The sequence below is a fragment of the Acuticoccus mangrovi genome (genome assembly GCF_016411865.1).
Lineage (GTDB): Bacteria > Pseudomonadota > Alphaproteobacteria > Rhizobiales > Amorphaceae > Acuticoccus > Acuticoccus mangrovi.
Window position 1 is genome coordinate 287,720 of sequence record NZ_JAEKJA010000007.1, and the last position, 15,650, is coordinate 303,369.

Sequence of the window (15,650 nt, forward strand, 5' to 3'; positions counted from 1 at the left end):
GCCCCGTTCTATTCCGGACAGTTGCTGCGACTTGCCGGATTTACGGACATGGTGATCGGTCTGCTCCCCGTCTCGACGCAGGTTGAGGCGCACGAACGATTTGTCTCGACGAGGGGCGCAGTGCTTGCGCGCGCGGCGTCGGCATGATGCAGCTCGACCTCTTTCCGATGGAGCTTCACCTGCGCTGCATCGAGCCCGGAAAGAACAAGTACCGCTTCTACGCGCTCTCGGTGCAGCCGACGCTGTTCGGCGAGTGGGTTCTCGTGCGCGAGTGGGGCCGCATCGGCCGGGCGGGGCGGCGGCGGCACGACCACTACCGCGCCGCCGGGCCCGCCTGCGACGCTCTCCACGCGCTGGCGCAGCAGAAGAAGCGCCGCGGATACCGCGGATAGGCGCCGCCTCCCGCCGCCAGAGCCGCCACCGCCTCAAAAGGAGCCGAAGGCGCTCGCGAGGAGGATGACCGCGACGAGGGCGAGGAGTGCGCTCACCACCGCCGCCATCACCACGTCGAAGTAGCTCTCCTTGTGGCTGGAGCCGCAGACGGCGAGCATCGTCACGACGGCGCCGTTGTGGGGGAGGCTGTCGAGGGTGCCGGAGGAGATGACGGTGACCCGGTGCAGCACCTCCGGGTCGAGGCCCGTTGTCGCGGCGATCTCCATGAAGGTGGAGCCGAGCGCGTCGAGGGCGATCGTCATGCCGCCCGACGCCGAGCCGGTGAGGGCGGCGAGGATGTTGGTGGCGACAGCGAGGGATACCAGCGGGCCACCCTCGATCCCGAGCACCCATTCCTTCACCGCTTCGAAGGCGGGGAGCGCGGCCACCACCGCACCGAAGCCGACGAGGCTCGCGACGCTGAGGATCGGCAGCACCGAGGCGTTGGCACCGGCATCGACGGAGGCGCGCAGCTGCGGCAGGCGGCGGAAGGAGGTGGCGAGGAGCGCGAGAATGCCCGATAGGAGCGCCACCGCCACCGCCCATACCCCGCCGACGGCGCCGAGGCTCGTCTCGCTCCAGCCCGGCTCGGCGAGGAAGCCGAAGTCGAGGCTCGGCAGGATGAGCTGGGCCATCAGAAGGTTGACGACGACGACGACCGCGAGCGGCAGGATCGCGAGGGTCGCGCTGGGTCGCTGGAGGCTGCGGGTGCCCGCGCCGATCTCGTTCGGATCGAATTCTCGCGCCGTGGTGGCGAGCTCGCGCACGGTGAGGTCGTCCGCCAGCGCCGTTGCCGCGGTCTCGCCGTAGCCTTCGCCCGCCGCGGCGGCGCGCCGCCGGCGCAGGTTGAGCCACCAGAGGCCGAACCCCAGCATCACCGCCGAGGCGATGATGCCGAGCCCCGGCGCGGCGAAGGCCGTGGTGCCGAAGAAGGGCATCGGGATCGCATTCTGGATCGCCGGCGTGCCGGGCAGGGCCGACATGGTGAAGGTCGAGGTGCCGAGGGCGAGCGCGGCAGGCAGCAGTCGTTTGGGCACTGCGCCGGCACGGAAGAGGGCCTGACCCATCGGCGCGATCACGAAGAAGGCGACGAAGAGGCTCACGCCGCCGTAGGTGACGAGGGCGCCGGCGAGGACCACCGCGAGGATCGCCCGCTTCGGACCGAGCGTGCGGGTCATGACGTCGGCGATGGCGTCCACGGACCGCGAATCTTCCATCAGCTTGCCGAACAGGGCGCCGAGCAAGAAGAGGGGGAAGAACTGGGCGATGAAACCCGCCGCCGCCCCCATGAAGGTCTGCGTCCAGTGGGCGAGCAGTGGCGCGCCGGAAAAGGCCGCCGCCACGAGCGCCGCGAAGGGGGCGAGGAGAAGGATGGTCCAGCCGCGAAAGGCGAGGCTCATCAGGATTGCGAGGCCGATCAGAATGCCGAGGAGGCCCATCGCGTCACATTCCTTCGAGGAGGTCTTCGAACTGGAATGACGAGCGCACGCCGACGTCCGCGCCGCTGGTCGTGGCGAAGTCCATCGCTGCGCGGCGGCCCTCGTCGCGCAGCATCTTCAGGAACGGCCATTCCGCGTTGAGCTTGGAGGAGGCGCTAAGCTCCACCATCTTCTCGCTCGTGATGCGGTGGAGGCGCATTTCGGCCCACTGGCGGCCCTCGACGCTGCCGGGGTCGACGACCTGTCGCATCAGCGCGATCATCTTCAATTCCTTGAGGAGGGTCGCGTTGAACGACACTTCGTTCACCCGGTTGAGGATGTCGCGGGCATGCCGCGGCACGTCGGGGCGCGTCACCGGGTTGATCTGAACGAGGAAGGTGTCGCGCGAGGTGCACTCGCGCACCAGCGGAGTGATCGTGGGATTGCCGGCGTAGCCGCCGTCCCAGTAAGCCTCGCCGTCGATCCAGACGGGCTCGTACATCGTCGGCAGGCAGGCTGATGCGAGGAGCACGTCGGCGGTGATCTCGTGACGGCGGAACACCCGTCCGCGCCCCGTGCGCACGTTGGTGGCGGTGATGAACAGCTTGATCGGCCCCTCGGCGAGCGCCTTGAAATCGATCACGTCGTCGAGGATGTCGCGCAGCGGGTTCCAGGTGTAGAGACCGCTCAGCGCATAGGGCGAGACGAAGCGCGCCATCATGTCGGCGAAGATGTACATGGGCGAGTTGTCGAGCGTCCAGTTGCCCATCATCCGGTCGACCGGGGTGCGCTGGAACGGGCTCGCCATCGCCGCCCGCGATACGGCACGCCAGAAGCGATGGAGGTGGGTGCGCGCGCCCTCGCGGCCGCCGACCTGCATGCCGTAAGCGAAGACGGCGGCGTTCATGGCTCCCGCCGAGGTGCCGGAGATCGCCTCGACCTCAAGCCAGGGATAGTCGAGCAGCCGGTCGAGGGCGCCCCAGGCGAAGGCCCCATGCGAGCCTCCGCCCTGTAGGGCGAGGTCGATCAGGAGCGGGGCCCGCTCGACCGCGGTCGTCGCACCGTCCTGCGGCATCCTGCGCACCTCCACGTCGGCCCGTCGCCGAACAGAAGCGATGTGCCCCGATCGGGTCCGGCGCCTCGCGTGGCGACGTATCGCTGCCGTGGTGGCACTTGCAACACCGGTGCCGGCTCGGCGCCGGAGGGTACCGTGCCGCCGGGAGGCGCCGTCAGCGCGTTCTGTGGCCGGCGTTCAGCACGGTGAGGTTGGGGGGCGTCACCTCGCCTTCCGGCTGCGCCGTCTCGTCGTCGGTGAGAAGGCCCCGGGTCGCGAGATGGCGTTCGGGCCGCCCGTAATAATATCCCTGGATCAGGACGCAGCCTTCCGCGCAGAGGTAGTTCAACTGCTCGATGGTCTCGACGCCTTCGGCGATGACGGGAACGTCGAGCGCGGTTCCCAGCGACAAGATCGCCCGGACGATGCCCTTCGATTTCTCGGACGAATTGAGGTCTTCGATGAGGGAGCGATCGAGCTTGATCTTGTCGAACGGGAACGAGTTCAGCATGGCGAGCGAAGAATAGCCGGCGCCGAAATCGTCCATGGAGATCGACACGCCGAGCTGCTTGACGGCGTGGAGCACCGCGCCCGCCTTGGCGCCGTCGGCGATGAAGCAGCTCTCCGTCACCTCGAGCTCCAGCCGCTTCGGATCCATCCCGGTGATCTCCAGAATGCTCTTCAGCTTGGCGACGAAGTTCGGGGCGACGAGCTGGAGCGGCGAGAGGTTGACGGAGACCGGCAGCTGACTCGGCCACGCCGCCGCCTCCGCGCAGGCGGTTCGCAGCACCCACTCGCCGAGCTTCACGATCAGCCCCGACTGCTCGGCGAGGGGGATGAAGTCGTTCGGCGGCACCAGACCGCGCTCCGGATGCCGCCAGCGCACCAGCGCCTCGTAGCTGACCGCCTCCTCCGCGGGCAGGCGGATCTGCACCTGATAGTGCAGCTCCAGCTCGTTGCGGGCGATCGCCTGGCGCATGTCGTCGACGAGGCGGCGCTGCATTCGCGCGGTGTCGTCCATGGCCTTGTCGTAGAGGCAGATGTGGTCGCCGCCGGAGGCCTTGGCGCGATACATCGCGAGGTCGGCGTTGTTGATCAGCACGGTCACCTCGTCCCCGTCGTTGGGATAAAGCGCCATGCCGATGCTCGCGTGGCATTGGAGCAGCGCGCCTTCGAACTCCACCGGCTTGGAGAAGGTGGCGTCGATCCGCTCGGCGAGGGCGATGGCCTCCTCCTTCGAGTGGACCTTGGCGAACACGGCGAACTCGTCGCCGCCGAGCCGGGCGGCCATCTGATTGCGGTCGAGCGCATCCTTCAGCCGCATTCCGGCGGTGCGCAGGACGCGATCGCCCGCGGCGTGGCCGTAGGTGTCGTTGACCTCCTTGAAGCGGTTGAGATCGATGGCGAGCACCGCGAAGTGGGCGGGCGACGCGTTCCAGTGCAGCACCGCCGTGCACTGCTCCAGGAAGGAGGCGCGGTTCCGCAGGCCGGTGAGGCTGTCATACTCGGCGAGGAAGACGATCCGCTTCTCCTGGGCGAGGCGTTGGCTCATGTCGCGCAGCGAGAAGACGGTGAGCGGCCGGCCGTCGGTGGTGCCGGCCTCGGTGTGCACGGCGAACTCGACCGGAATGCTTTCGCCCGCAGCCCGCGTCAGGCTCGATGAGAGGAGGGTCGCCTGGGGCAGGGCGCTCGGAAGGAGCAGGAACTCGCCCATCGAGCGGCCCAGCAGCTCCGCCCGGGACATGCCGGTCATCCGCTCCAGCGCGGCGTTCGCCTCCACGATCCTCTCGTCCTGCACCACCGCCATCCCGTCGACGGCGCTCTGGGTCAGGTGGCGGAGCTGGGAGGACGACTTCTCCTGCGCCTGGGCGTCGAGGAAGTAGCTGATGGCGCCGGTGAAGAGGAGGAGGAGGCCGATGCCGGTCACCGCAAAGGCGATGAGCCCGCGGGCGACGTCGTCGACGATGTCGCCTGCGGCCGGCGCGTTCGGATAGATCGAGAGCGCCGCCATGCCCGTGAAGTGGAGCGCGACGATGGTCAGCGACAGGAGGCCCGCGCCGACCAGCACGGCCCTGCGCGGCGTCGATCGAGCGATCTGGCTGAAGGCCGCGACGCCGAAGAGGACCGACAGGACGATCGAGACGACGACGAGGACGGGGCTCCACTCCACCGTGCCGTTCACCGCCAGCGCCATCATGCCGCAATAGTGCATGGCGGCGATGGCGACGCCGAAGGCTGCGCCGCCGAGGGGGGCGGCATAGCGCAGCTTCTCGCTCGCCATGCCGAACGCGGCGAAGCAACCGACGATCGCGAGAAGCAGCGAGACCAGCGTGATGGTGGGATCGTAGGTGACGACGACGCCCGGCACGTAGCCGAGCATGGCGATGAAGTGCGTGCACCAGATGGTGCAACCGGCGGCGATGGCACCGAGCGCGATCCAGGCGAGGCGCGCGTGCCCGTAACTTGCGATGACTCGACGCAGGAGGCGGGCCGTGATGGCGCTGCCGACGAGGCAGAGCACGACCGCGAGGCCGACGAGAGCGAGATTATGCCCAAAGGCAACGCAGGAAGCGAGGCGCAGCATGTGCCACTCCAAACCAGGCAGTCAGTCTGATCTAATAGGCCTTGATCCCGCGGTGCAACACTTTGCAGAAAGACAAGTGATCGGTCGTCGTCCTGAATGATGCATCGAACAGGGTTCCGACTGCTCCATATGACCTGATCCCGCCGAATGACCAGACATGTGACGCGCAATCAGGCGGTGCACAATGGCGTGATGAGCCCGCCGTCCGACGCGTTTGCCGGTGAGGGCTCGGCGCCGCAGCGCCGCAGCGCCGCAGCGCCGCAGCGCCGCAGCGCCGATGCGGCGGCGTTGTGTCCGTGCATCTGGGGTGGGGAAGCGGAGTGTCGACGGCGGCTCGGGATGCCGCATCGGCCCGCCCGCCGCCGTCGTCGGGCGGGATGTGCGCGGGCGCGGCGAGCCGAGGGGGCCGCCCGGCGAGGTCGTGCGGCCTCGCCATTCGCCGGGAGGCCGACGGCTACCAGGCGCCGGCCTTCAGCTCCTCCAGCGCGCCCTCGATGGTCTGCGCGGCCGTCGCGGCGTCGGTACGGCCGGACAAGAGAGCGTGGACTTCGGCGCTGAACACCTGCGAGACGGCGTTGTAGGCCGTGCCGGTCGTCGTCGACGGGCGATAGACGAAGTCGAGGTCGGCGACGTCGGGGAGAAAGTCCACCGCCGCCTGCAGTTCGGGATCGCGGTAGAGATCGGGCCGGCTCGGACCGTAGGAGGCTTCGATGGCGCGCTCCTTCTGCAGCTTTCGGGAGGTGAGGAAGCCGATGAGATCGGCCGCTTCCTTCGGGTTGGCGGAGGCTTTCGACACGCCGAGCTGCCAGCCGCCGAGCGTGCCGGCCGCATGGCCCTCGCTCCCGCCCGGGAGAGGGGCGATGCCGACGTCGCCGGACACGGCGCTGAGCGGCGAATTGAGCAGCGTCCACACGTAGGGCCAGTTGCGCATGAAGACGGCGTTGCCGGCCTGGAAGGCGTAGCGGGTCTCCTCCTCGTCGTAGTCGAGAACGTCCGGAGAGACGATGTCGCCCATCCAGCCAGCGACCTTGTCGAGCGCCGCGACGGCTCGCGGATTGTTGATCGTCACCGTGCCGTCGGGCTCGACGATCCGGCCGCCGCCGTGGCTGTAGATCCACTCGAGCGCGTTGCAGGTGAGGCCCTCGTAGTCGCGCCCCTGGAAGACGAGACCCCAGAGCTCGGTGTTGCCCTCGCCGCGCTCGCCCTCCTGGATCAGCCGCGCGGTGTCGGCGAGCTCGTCCCAGGTCTTCGGAACCTCCCGCCCGTACTTGTCGAGGAGGTCACGCCGGTAGAGGAGATAGCCCGCGTCCATGAACATCGGGATCGCCTTGAGCTCGCCGTCCACGGTGTTGTTTTCGATGATTTCCTGGACGTGATCCTTGGCCGCCTCGCCGAGATAGGGGCGCAGGTCGATCAGGTCGTCGCCGACGACGGCGGGCCACACCACGTCGATCAGGAACACGTCGATCTTGCCGGTACCCTCCGCCATGACGGCGCGATAGAGGTCGAGGCGCTTTGCCGAGTTATTGGGCATCGGAAAGGTGAGGACCGTGTTGCCGGTCTGGGCGCCCCACTCCTCGGCGGCGGCGCGGCAGTCCTCATACTCGATGCCGACGGCGCCGCAGGCGAGCGTCACCGTCGCGGCGCGGGCGTCGCCGCCCCATCCTGAGGCGAGAAGACCGCCGGCGATCGACAGGCCGAGCATGCGGAAGAGTCGTGTCGTGTTGGGCATGACAGATGCCTTCTCAGCAGTGGGTGCAGGCGGGTTGGGGGAAGCAGCGCGGGTAGTTCGCGTAGAGAGCCGCAATCATCATGAGATGAAGACTTGTGTCAAAATAGTTTTTCATCTTCATCTCGAGGGATTTGAATGAGGCTGTCTTATTCGAACTCATGCAACCGAGGATGTCGTGCATTAATTCATAGGAATTTCCCCAGAACCGATCGGTCTTTCCCATGGTCATCACGTTGAAGCTGAACGTCGGCCCATTGATCGGATTGCCCCAGATCTCGTTCAGGACCTGAGCCGTCTTCTTGTGCATGAGGCCCGCCTGGAGCAGATACATCGGAATGCGCACCGCGTCGTAGCTGAACTTCCGCGGGAAACCGCGCGCCGGCTCGGGTTCGCCGTATTCGTTGATGGCGGTCCAGTCCGACGGGGGATGGATCATGTCGTCGAGAATGCGGAAGCTGTCCCGATAGACCTCGTCCCACGGATAGTCGGGCGCCAGTCCTTCGTAGATCTGCAGCGCGAGCGGGATGAAGTAGCTCATGTTGACGATGGCGTAGGGACTGTTGCGACTGGGGCGCGCCCACTCGCCCGGAAGCAAGAGCGTGTATCCGCCATAGTTGAGGATGAGCTTCTTACCCACAGCGTTGGCGATTCGCCGGGCCTCCAAGAGATAGGACTGGTTTCCCCATTTCACCGTTGCAAGTGCCAAAGCCATGCCGATGAAGAGTTCTCCGTCCGTTGCATTGTTCCGGTCGGTGATGCCCCGCCCGGGCACGAACTTCCATGAAATGAGCCCATCCGCGCGCTGCATTTCGGATTTAGTAAAATTCCAAATCAGATCGAACGCTGCCTGATCGTTTCCAAGCAGGGCGAGCATCATTCCATAACCTTGGCTTTCCGAATGGGTAATGCCGCCATTCTGCGGATCGAAGACTCGACCGCTCGGTTTGATGAAGGTCTTTTTGTAAATCGTGAACGCGCTGGAGAACCAGTACTGCGTTTGCGGGTCCAATTCTCCAAGATAAGGCTTGAAAGAGTCCGCACTATCTTCGGCTAAGGCCGACACATTCATGACGACAATCATGAATGTCGCGCAAATTAAGGAAATGCTTGAGCGATTTATTCCTTTGTTTTGCAGCATAAGCCCTCACCGTAAGGTTTGACAACCAAAGGTCACAGTTTGGGGAATAATGTATTCAAATCTAGGTTAAAGCAATCTGTCGTGAGTCCGACATTCGTCGAAAGGCGGTACTAATTCGTCGTGCGAGGGTCCGAAACCTGTCATATGTTCGGACATGTAAATCGACTGGCCGAGGCGGCCGGCGCGGTGGGGGAGGGGTGTTGCTAAGGAGCGCGATTTGGTGAAGGGCTATCGCGCACGCCGACACCATCGGTATCGATCGAGAGGCTGGCCGCGCCCATGACGTCGCTCCGCAAGTTCATCCTGCCGCTCGGCGTCGTCGCCCTCGTCGGCGTCGCGGCCTACGCGATGTGGCTGGAAGTTCGTCCCAGCGCGCTTCCCGAAGGGTTTGCGGCCTCGAACGGGCGGATCGAGGCCGTCGAGATCGACATCGCGGCCAAGTCCAGCGGGCGTGTGAAGGAGATCCTCGTCGACGAGGGGGACTTCGTGGAGGCCGGCGCCGTGCTGGTGCGGATGGACACCGCCGTCCTCGAAGCCCAGCTGCGGGAGGCGCAGGCGAACCTCGAGCAGGCCAAGATCGGGGTGAAGACGGCCGGCGACGAGGTGACGCAGGCGGAGGCCGAGAAGCGCGCCGCCGAAGCCGTCGTCAAGCAGCGCCAGGCCGAGCTCGAGATCGCCCAGAAGACGTTCGAGCGCGCCGATCATCTCGTGACGCGCAACGCGATCGCCGTCTCCGAGCTCGACGAGGCGCGTGCGGCGCATCAGGGGGCCGAGGCCGCCGTCGCCGCCGCCGAGGCTTCGCTCGCCGCGGCGGACGCCGCGATCGGGCTGGCGAAGTCCGGCGTCGTCCTCGCGAAGGCGAAGATCAACGCCGTCGAGGCGACCATCGAGAGCATCCAGGCCGACCTCGACGATGCCGTCCTGAAGTCGCCCCGCCCCGGCCGCATCCAATATCTCGTCGCCCGGCCCGGCGAGGTGGTCTCGGGTGGCGCGACGATCCTCAACCTCGTCGACGTCGGCGACGTCTACATGACCTTCTTCCTGCCCACCGCCGATGCCGGGCGGATCGCGGTCGGCACCGAGGCCCGCATCGTCCTCGACGCCGCGCCGCAGTACGTCATTCCGGCGAGCGTGTCGTTCGTCGCGAGCGTCGCCCAGTTCACGCCCAAGACGGTCGAGACGCGGGAGGAGCGCGAGAAGCTGATGTTCCGCGTCAAGGCGCGCATCGATCCGGCGGTGCTGAAGGAATATGTGCGCTACGTGAAGACCGGCCTGCCGGGGACGGCGACGGTCCGCGTCGATCCACGGGTCGCCTGGCCGGAAGAGCTGCAGCCGAGGCTTCCCTGAATGAGCGAAGCGGCGGCGCAGGAGGCGGGCGTTCCGGTGGTCGCGCGCCTGCGCAATGTCGGCCTGCACTATCGGCGCGCCGAGGCGCTCGCCGACGTGACGCTCGACATCGAGGCGCGGCGCATGGTGGGCTTCATCGGCCCCGACGGGGTCGGCAAGTCGAGCCTCTTCTCGCTCGTCGCCGGGGCGCGCAAGGTGCAGACCGGCAGCGTGGAGGTGCTCGGCGGGGACATGCGCGACGCCGCCCACCGCCAGACGGCCTGCCCGCGCATCGCCTACATGCCGCAGGGGCTCGGCAAGAACCTCTACGCCACCCTGTCGGTCGCCGAGAATATCGACTTCTTCGCCCGCCTCTTCGGCCACGACCGGGCCGAACGCCGGCGCCGCATCGCCGACCTCACCACGAGCACCGGGCTCGCGCCGTTCGTCGACCGGCCGGCCGGCAAACTTTCGGGCGGGATGAAGCAGAAGCTCGGCCTCTGCTGCGCCCTCGTGCACGATCCCGACCTTCTTATTCTCGACGAGCCGACGACCGGCGTCGATCCCCTGTCGCGACGGCAGTTCTGGGAGCTGATCGACCGTATCCGAGCGAGCCGGCCGGCAATGAGCGTGATCGTCGCGACCGCCTACATGGAGGAGGCCGCCCGCTTCGACCATCTCGTCGCGATGGACGCGGGCAGGATCCTCGCCGAGGGCACGCCCGCCGCGCTGCTGGAGCGCACCGGCACCACCTCGCTCGAAGCCGCGTTCGTGGAGCTCCTGCCGCAGGAGCAGCGGCTCGGCTACGAGGGCGTGACGATCCCGCCGCAGCCCGACGGGGCCGACGGCGACATCGCCATCGAGGCGGAGGGGCTGACGAAGCGCTTCGGCGACTTCACCGCCGTCGACCACGTCTCCTTCCGTATCCGGCGCGGCGAGATCTTCGGCTTTCTGGGCTCGAACGGCTGCGGCAAGACGACGACGATGAAGATGCTCACCGGCCTGTTGTCGGTGAGCGAGGGTCGGGCGCTGCTCTTCGGTCAGGAGATCGACCCCGACGATCTTCGCACCCGCCGGCGCGTCGGCTACATGAGCCAGGCCTTCTCGCTCTACGGCGAGCTGACGGTTCGGCAGAACCTCGAACTCCACGCGCGCCTCTTCCACCTGCCCCTTGAGGAGCGGGAGGGGCGGATCGCGGAGATGATCGAGCGCTTCGATCTCGCCGACGTGACGGGCAGCCTGCCGGAGGCGCTGCCGCTCGGCCACCGCCAGCGTCTGTCGCTCGCCGTCGCGATGATCCACGCGCCGGAGCTCCTCATTCTCGACGAGCCGACGTCGGGGGTCGATCCCGTCGCACGCGACGCGTTCTGGCGCATCCTCGCCGAGCTGTCGCGGCGCGACCGGGTGACCATCTTCATCTCCACCCACTTCATGAACGAGGCGGAGCGGTGCGATCGCATCTCGTTGATGCACAACGGCAAGGTGCTTGTGACCGGAGAGCCGGCGGCGCTCGTCACAGAGCGCGGCGTCGAGCGGCTGGAGGATGCGTTCATCGCCTGGCTCGACGAGGCGTCCACCGCGCCACAGGCGCCCGCCGTCGCGACTCCGACGCCGGCAGCCGTCGAGACGTCCGCCACCGAGGGCGTGGCGCAGACGCAGCTTCGCCGCTACTTCGACCCGCGCCGCATGCTCAGCTATTCCAACCGCGAGGCGCTGGAGCTGCGGCGCGACCCGATCCGCCTGACGCTCGCCCTGCTCGGCAGCGTGATCCTGATGCTCGTGATGGGCTACGGCATCAGCCTCGACGTGGAGGGCCTCACCTTCGCCGTGCTCGACCGCGACCAGACGACCACGAGCCGGGACTATTCCTACGCCATCTCCGGCTCGCGCTACTTTCTGGAGAAGCCGCCGCTGACGAGCTACGCCGAACTCGACCAGCGGATGCGCGATGGCGACATCAGCCTCGCCATCGAGATCCCGCCGGGCTTCGCCCGCGACGTCGCCCGCGGCAGTGACATCTCCGTCGCCGCCTGGATCGACGGTGCGATGCCGACGCGCGCCGAGACGATCTCCGGCTACGTCCAGGGCATGCACGCTCACTGGCTGGAGGCCAAGGCGCGTGAGGCGGGCAACGCCGACGCGCTGTCGGGCCTCGTCACCATCGAGACGCGCTATCTCTACAACCCCGACGTCAAGAGCATCATCGCCATCGTGCCCGCCGTCATCCCGGTGCTTCTGATGCTCATTCCCTCGATGCTCGCCGCGCTCAGCGTGGTGCGCGAGAAGGAGCTCGGCTCGATCGTCAACTTCTACGTGACGCCGACGACGCGGCTGGAGTTCCTCGTCGGCAAGCAGATCCCCTACGTCGTCCTGTCGACGCTGAGCTTCCTGACGCTGCTCGTCCTCGCCGTCTTCGTGCTGGGCGTGCCGTTCAGCGGCAGCGTCCTCACGATCACCCTCGCGGCGATCATCTACGTCACCTCCTCGACGGCCATCGGGCTCCTGATCTCCACCTTCATGAAGAGCCAGATCGCGGCCCTCTTCGGCACCTCGATCCTCTCGATGCTGCCGGCCGTCAGCTTTTCCGGCATGATCGATCCGGTGTCCTCGCTGGAGGGCATCGGCCGCGTCATCGGCGAGATCTACCCGACGAGCTACTTTCTGACGATCTCGCGCGGCGCCTTCTCGAAAGGGCTCGGTCTCGCCGATCTCTGGCCCTCGTTCCTGCCGCTCCTCGTGGCGATCCCGGTCATCCTCGGCGCCGCGGTGCTGGCGCTCGCCAAGCAGGATCGCTGATGCGCACCCTCGCCAACATCGGTCATCTCGGCGTCAAGGAGCTGCGCAGCCTGTCGCGCGATCCGACGATGCTGATCCTCGTGGTCTACGCCTTCACCCTCGCGATCTACTCCGGGGCGACGGCGATGCCGGAGACGCTCAACCGGGCGCCGATCGCCATCATCGACTACGATCGCTCCCAGCTCTCGGCCCGCATCACCGACGCTTTCTACCTGCCCTATTTCACCGAGCCGTCGCTCATCGGCGAAGCCGAGATGGATCGCCGGATGGACGAGGGGATCGACACCTTCGCCCTGTCGATCCCGCCCGATTTCGAGCGCGACGTGCTCGCCGGCAACGCTCCCGCGGTGCAGCTCAACGTCGACGCCACGCGCATCTCGCAGGGCTTCACCGGCGCGGGCTACGTCCAGTCGATCGTCTCCGGCATCGTCACCGACTTCGTCGAGGGTCATCGCTCGGTGGACGACCTCTCGGTGGACCTCACCTTGCGATCGCGTTTCAACCCGACGCTCGACAAGTCCTGGTTCGGCGGGATCATGGAGATCATCGACAACGTCACGATGCTGTCGATCATCCTCACCGGCGCGGCGCTGATCCGCGAGCGCGAGCACGGCACCGTCGAGCATCTGCTGGTGATGCCGCTGACGCCCTTCGAGATCATGATCTCGAAGGTCTGGTCGATGGGGCTCGTCGTGCTCGTCGCCACCGCCTTCGCGCTGCTCGTGATGGTGCAGGGGCTCCTGGCGGTGCCGATCGAAGGGTCGATCCCGCTCTTCCTCGCCGGCGCGGCCCTCCACCTCTTCGCGACCACCTCGATGGGGATCTTCCTCGCCACCGTCGCCCGCTCGATGCCGCGGTTCGGCCTGCTCCTCATCCTCACGCTGCTGCCGCTGCAGATGCTCTCGGGCGGCAACACGCCGCGCGAGAGCATGCCGGAGTTCATCCAGACCATCATGCTCGCGGCGCCGACGACCCACTTCGTGTCGCTCGCCCAGGCGATCCTCTATCGCGGCGCGGGCCTCTCGGTGGTGTGGCCGCAGTTCCTCGCCCTCATCGCCATCGGCGGGGTGCTCTTCGCCCTCGCCCTCGTGCGGTTCCGCTCCACGATCAGCGCGATGGCCTGAGCCGCGGCGCAGGTCGACAGCGCCGGCGCCGCGGCTAAGCGCGAAGCTCCGGCAGGTCCTTGTAGAAATCGAGCGCCTCGGGGTTGGCGAGAGCCTCCTTGTTCTTCACCTCGCGGCCGTGCACCACGTCGCGCACCGCGAGCTCGGTGATCTTGCCGGACTTGGTGCGGGGGATGTCGGCCACGGCGACGACGACGGCCGGCACGTGGCGCGGCGAGGCGCCGGTGCGCACCTGCGTCTTGATGCGCTTGACGAGGGTCTCGTCGAGGGTGGCGCCCTCGGCGAGGCGCACGAAGAGGACGACGCGGACGTCGTCGTCGTGGTTCTGGCCGATGGCGATGGATTCCAGGACCTCCGGGATCTGCTCCACCTGGGCATAGATCTCGGCCGTACCGATGCGCACGCCGCCGGGGTTCAACACCGCGTCGGAGCGGCCGTGGATGATGATGCCGCCGTGCTCGGTCCACTCGGCGAAGTCGCCGTGGCACCAGACATTGTCGAACCGCTCGAAATAGGCGGCGTGATATTTGGTGCCTTGCGGATCGTTCCAGAACATCGCCGGCATCGAGGGGAAGGGGCGGCGGCAGACGAGCTCGCCCTTGCCGGCGGGGAGGTGGCTGCCGTCGTCGGCGGCGACGTCCACCGCGAGGCCGAGGCCGGGGCCCTGGATCTCGCCGGCCCAGACGGGCTTCGTCGGCACGCCGAGGACGAAGCAGCTCACGATGTCGGTCCCGCCGGAGATCGAGGCGAGGTGCACGTCGCTCTTGATGGCGTCGTAGACCCAGCGGAAGCTCTCGGAGGCGAGCGGCGAGCCCGTCGAGCAGATGGTGCGCAGCGCGGAGAGGTCGTGGGTCTGCGCCGGTCGCGCGCCCTCCTTCTTGAGGGCGTCGATATATTTGGCGCTGGTGCCGAAGAGGGTGACGCTCTCGGCCTCGGCATAGTCCCACAGGACGCGATGGCTGGGGGCGAAAGGGGAGCCGTCGTAGAGGATGAGCGTCGCCTCGCTCGCGAGCGCGGTGACGAGCCAGTTCCACATCATCCAGCCGCAGGTGGTGAAGTAGAACACGCGATCGCCGGGCCGGATCTCGGAGTGGTAGAGGTGCTCCTTGACGTGCTGGATGAGGACGCCGCCGGCGGTGTGGACGATGCACTTCGGCACGCCCGTGGTGCCGGAGGAGAACAGCACGAAGCCCGGCTCGTTGAACGGCACGCGGGTGAAGCTCGGCTCGGTCTCGGTGCGCTCTCCCACCACGCGGTCGTAGGTGGTGGCGTCGGCGACGTTGGCGGCGAGCTCGGACGCGCGCAGCGGGTCGAGGTAGGGGACGACGAGCAGCGCCTTCGGGGCGAGCACGCTCGCGACCGCGGCGACCTTCTGCGACACGTCGATAGGCTTGCCGTTGTACCAGTAGCCGTCGCAGGCGACGAATACGGTGGGCTCGATCTGACCGAAGCGGTCGAGCACGCCGCGCTCGCCGAAGTCGGGCGAGCACGAGGAGAAGACCGCCCCCAGCGAGGCCGTCGCCATGCAGGTGACGATCGTCTCGGGCAGGTTGGGCAGCATCGCCGCGACGCGGTCGCCCCGCTTCACGCCCGCCTCGGACAAGAAGGCGGCGACGCGGGCGACCTCGGCGCGCAGCTCGCCCCGCGTGAGGCGGCGCTCCACCTTGTCCTCGCCACGGAAGACGATCGCCTCGGCGTCGGCCGGGCCGCCGAGGCAGTTTTCGGCGTAGTTGATCATCCCGTCGGGAAAGAACCGGCCGCCCGGCATCTTGTCGCCGTCGACGAGCAGGGTTGCGCCCTTCTCGCCGACGAGGCCGGCGTCGTCCCACACCGCGTCCCAGAAGGCGCCAGGATCCTCGATGGACCAGGCGTGGAGGGCGTCGAAGTCGGGCAGGGGGCGCCCGGCACGGCCGCTGCAGAGGGTCGCGAGACGGGCGATCGCGGTATCCTCGACATGCTTCGGGCGCCAGAGCGGTTCGTTCGACATGGGGTCCTCCTCAACGGTCACGATCGTTTTGCCATGGGGGATGGCCATGGATCACGGGT

At 67.5% G+C, this 15,650-nt stretch carries 10 protein-coding genes; 4 read left to right on the plus strand and 6 right to left on the minus strand.

Annotated features, from left to right (window positions below; genetic code table 11):
* Window positions 1-143 precede the first annotated feature (143 nt).
* The gene (locus tag JCR33_RS10560; protein ID WP_198882012.1) at window positions 144-392 is read left to right on the plus strand and encodes a WGR domain-containing protein; all 249 of its coding nucleotides are present in this window, start codon (window positions 144-146) and stop codon (window positions 390-392) included.
* 33 nt (window positions 393-425) lie between these two features.
* Here JCR33_RS10560 and JCR33_RS10565 read toward each other — a convergent pair whose 3' ends face one another.
* From JCR33_RS10565 to JCR33_RS10585, 5 genes are all read right to left on the minus strand, one after another.
* Complete coding sequence (locus tag JCR33_RS10565) at window positions 426-1,871, minus strand: GntP family permease (RefSeq protein WP_198882013.1); 1,446 nt, start codon at window positions 1,869-1,871, stop codon at window positions 426-428.
* A gap of 4 nt (window positions 1,872-1,875) precedes the next feature.
* Window positions 1,876-2,925: a patatin-like phospholipase family protein gene (locus JCR33_RS10570; protein ID WP_198882014.1), complete on the minus strand. Its 1,050-nt coding sequence runs from the start codon at window positions 2,923-2,925 to the stop codon at window positions 1,876-1,878.
* Between the two features lie 154 nt (window positions 2,926-3,079).
* Window positions 3,080-5,488, minus strand: a complete 2,409-nt coding sequence (locus JCR33_RS10575) for a bifunctional diguanylate cyclase/phosphodiesterase (protein ID WP_198882015.1) — start codon at window positions 5,486-5,488, stop codon at window positions 3,080-3,082.
* A gap of 454 nt (window positions 5,489-5,942) precedes the next feature.
* The gene (locus JCR33_RS10580) at window positions 5,943-7,220 is read right to left on the minus strand and encodes an ABC transporter substrate-binding protein (protein ID WP_232372485.1); all 1,278 of its coding nucleotides are present in this window, start codon (window positions 7,218-7,220) and stop codon (window positions 5,943-5,945) included.
* Window positions 7,221-7,233: 13 nt separating this feature from the next.
* Window positions 7,234-8,301 carry a glycosyl hydrolase family 8 gene (locus tag JCR33_RS10585; protein ID WP_198882016.1) on the minus strand — a complete coding sequence of 356 codons (1,068 nt, stop codon included), beginning with the start codon at window positions 8,299-8,301 and terminating at the stop codon, window positions 7,234-7,236.
* A 336-nt stretch (window positions 8,302-8,637) separates the two neighbouring features.
* On the opposite strand from JCR33_RS10585, the gene JCR33_RS10590 reads away from it, so the two are divergent.
* The 3 genes from JCR33_RS10590 to JCR33_RS10600 are packed head-to-tail and all read left to right on the plus strand — an operon-like array spanning window position 8,638 to window position 13,604.
* Entirely contained in the window at window positions 8,638-9,705 is a 1,068-nt protein-coding gene (locus JCR33_RS10590) for an HlyD family secretion protein (protein ID WP_198882017.1), read from the plus strand.
* The gene (gene rbbA / locus JCR33_RS10595) at window positions 9,706-12,480 is read left to right on the plus strand and encodes a ribosome-associated ATPase/putative transporter RbbA (protein WP_198882018.1); all 2,775 of its coding nucleotides are present in this window, start codon (window positions 9,706-9,708) and stop codon (window positions 12,478-12,480) included.
* Entirely contained in the window at window positions 12,480-13,604 is a 1,125-nt protein-coding gene (locus tag JCR33_RS10600) for an ABC transporter permease (protein WP_198882019.1), read from the plus strand. Before rbbA ends, JCR33_RS10600 begins: the two co-directional genes overlap by 1 nt.
* Window positions 13,605-13,638: 34 nt before the next feature.
* On the opposite strand, the gene JCR33_RS10605 is transcribed toward JCR33_RS10600, so the two are convergent.
* Window positions 13,639-15,591, minus strand: coding sequence for an acetoacetate--CoA ligase (locus JCR33_RS10605; protein WP_211110203.1), 1,953 nt, complete (start codon window positions 15,589-15,591; stop codon window positions 13,639-13,641).
* Window positions 15,592-15,650 lie beyond the last annotated feature (59 nt).